Source organism: Mesorhizobium sp. M8A.F.Ca.ET.021.01.1.1, from assembly GCF_003998025.1.
In the GTDB taxonomy this organism is placed as follows: Bacteria; Pseudomonadota; Alphaproteobacteria; order Rhizobiales; family Rhizobiaceae; genus Mesorhizobium.
On the sequence record NZ_RZSJ01000764.1, the window covers coordinates 1 to 2,342 of the forward strand.

Annotated in this window: 4 protein-coding genes; all 4 read right to left on the minus strand. The window is 62.7% G+C overall.

The window, feature by feature from the left end:
- Positions 1-224: 224 nt before the first annotated feature.
- A complete protein-coding gene (locus EOA36_RS33490; protein ID WP_127281015.1) occupies positions 225-539 on the minus strand; it encodes a hypothetical protein in 315 nt (104 codons plus the stop codon).
- Positions 540-580: 41 nt separating this feature from the next.
- A complete protein-coding gene (locus EOA36_RS33495; protein ID WP_127281016.1) occupies positions 581-943 on the minus strand; it encodes a nuclear transport factor 2 family protein in 363 nt (120 codons plus the stop codon).
- Between the two features lie 83 nt (positions 944-1,026).
- On the minus strand, positions 1,027-1,506 hold the full coding sequence (locus EOA36_RS33500; RefSeq protein ID WP_127281017.1) for a carboxymuconolactone decarboxylase family protein: 480 nt from the start codon (positions 1,504-1,506) through the stop codon (positions 1,027-1,029).
- A 108-nt stretch (positions 1,507-1,614) separates the two neighbouring features.
- Positions 1,615-2,342, minus strand: a 728-nt coding sequence (locus EOA36_RS33505; RefSeq protein WP_245464541.1) for a LuxR C-terminal-related transcriptional regulator, incomplete at its 5' end; no start/stop codon positions are given.

Consider the following 2,342-nt stretch of genomic DNA (forward strand, 5'->3'; position numbering starts at 1 on the left):
TCCACGGTTTAAGCCACCTGAGGGGTGACGGGCTCTCGACCGCCGCCACGGATCAGGCAAGCACCTGGTCCGTGGCACCCTCAACAATGCACGATTCCAAACACACAAGGGGTGTTCCAGCTTGGCGCCAACTTACCCCTCACCCGGATTGCCAACCGATTTGTGAAGGACAAATCGGGGCAATCCGACCTCTCCCGCAAGGGGAGAGGTGCGGACGCGTTTGCCTACTCCACGATGCGATAAATGTTCCACAGGCTGGTGCCCGACACGACATAGGGCTCCATCTCCTTGCCCCATTTGGCGTGCGCGTCGATCTTGCCGATCTTGGCGAAGAATTCTTCCAGCTTGGCCAGGCTTTCGACCTCGTGATGCGACTCGACCGTCGCCTCGCGCGCGCCGATCGATCCGGTCATGATCTGGAATTTCAGGTCGGCGAGGCCGACCTGCGAACCGATCTCGCGTTCCCATTTCCTGAGCAATTCGAGCACGGTCTGCTTGTGTCCGAACTTGGCGTCGATCTGCCATCTGGCGCTGAACATGTTGGTTCTCCTCCGAGATTGCGGTTGAGCCCGCGGTTGATCTACTCGTCCCAGGCCTGCACGACGGTCTGCCGTGCGATCTGCCCTTTCTTCAGCTCCAGCATCGCCGCGGCGAACACTTTCGTGCCGTCCGGATAGGCGCAGGCCTGGGTGAAGGCGAGGCTGTCGCCGCTGGCGATGGTGGTGTCGACCTTGTGGGTCATTGCCCGGCTGCAGATATCGTCCCAGAACGTCGTGATCGCCGCGCGCCCACGGATTTCGCGTGGCTTGCTCGGCGGGTTGTTGCGGTCGATCACCCGCACCAGCGCATCGTCGGCATAGAAGCTCGACAGCGTCTTTCCATCACGGCCTTCGATCGCCTTTTTGATCGCCGGGCCGTCCACTATTTGGGTCTTGGTCAGCATTTCATCCTCCATATGCCCATCTACACGATCGGGCGGTTGATGCTTTGAGGTGCGGCCCGGCGCTCATCGCCGGGCCGGGGTCTTCACTGCGACTTGGCCTTCACGGCCGCGAACACGTCGTCGGTCTGCTTCTTGAAGGTCGCGAGATCGACCTGGTTGCCGTTGAGGATTGTAGACCAATGGCGAACGATTGCCGCCATCGCGATCGTCTCCTTGATCTCCTCGTCGCTGGCGCCGTTGAGCTTGGCGGCTTCGGTGTGGAAATAGATGCAATACTGGCACGGGATCTGCGACGCGACCGCGAGCCCCATCAACTCCTTGGTCTTGCCGTCGAGCGCGGTCTTGGGGTTGAGCTGGACGCCCTTGATCTCGGCCCAGGCGCCGGCGATGGCGACGTCGGGCAGTGTCTTGAACATATCCGGCACCGAGCCGAGCGTTGCCTGGATGTCCTTGTAGGCGGCGGTCGCCGATGCATCCTCGGCTTTTGCTGGAGAGAGCGTTGACAGCGCGCCAATGCCTGCCGCGATCACAAGTAATCTGAGATTCAGCTTTGACTTGGGCATTTCATCCTCCGTTCGCAGCGCCTTCCGGGTGATATCCGCGTGGCCTGCATGGGGAGATTGATAGCGCTTACATCGGTATGGCCGCTTCGCCCGAAAGCGCCATGGCACTCATGGCCCGTCCGGGCCAGCGTGCCTGATGGAAAATGCCGCCGCCGCCGCTCGCGATGGCAGGTCGAGCTTGAGCAGTATGTTGGCGACGTGGCGCTTGACCGTGTGTTCGCTCAGCCTGAGTTCAGCGGCGATCGCCGCATTGCTCTTGCCATCGGCGATCAAACTCACGACTTCGCTCTCGCGTGTGGTCAGGCAAGCCGGTTCGGTCGCCCTGGTCTTCGGCCGGCAGGCCGGCTCCAGGTGCTGTTCGGACATCGCAAGTACGAGCGCCAGCGGCTCCTCCAACTCGTCGATGTCGACACGCCCGCGATCGACGAAATGAAGTCCCGAGCCGACTGCCAGATCGGCGACCAGCTTCGACGCCAATATCTCGCCGCGCCCTGCGTGAGCGGCGAGCTGTATCGTCACGCGGCCCGTCAATCCTGCTGGGGCCCCACGCGATTCGATCTCGCCGACATGCGCCCCTTGCGTGCTTGCCACCCCGATTTGCTGCGCCGCGTCGCGTAACGCCGCCGCGCAGCGTAAGGCACGCCCCGGGCCGTCGAAGCGCGAAATCATCATTTCGCCGTGCATGTCCGCGCAGCGCCCGCCATGGCGCGCCACAAGTGTCCGCCATGTTTCGTGGAAATGCTCGCTGCGTTCGCTCCACATCCTGTCGCCAAGCCGCGCCGTGTCGTAGATGCGTGTCACCAGAAGCGCCGCCAGGACGCGTTCGGCTTCCGCCA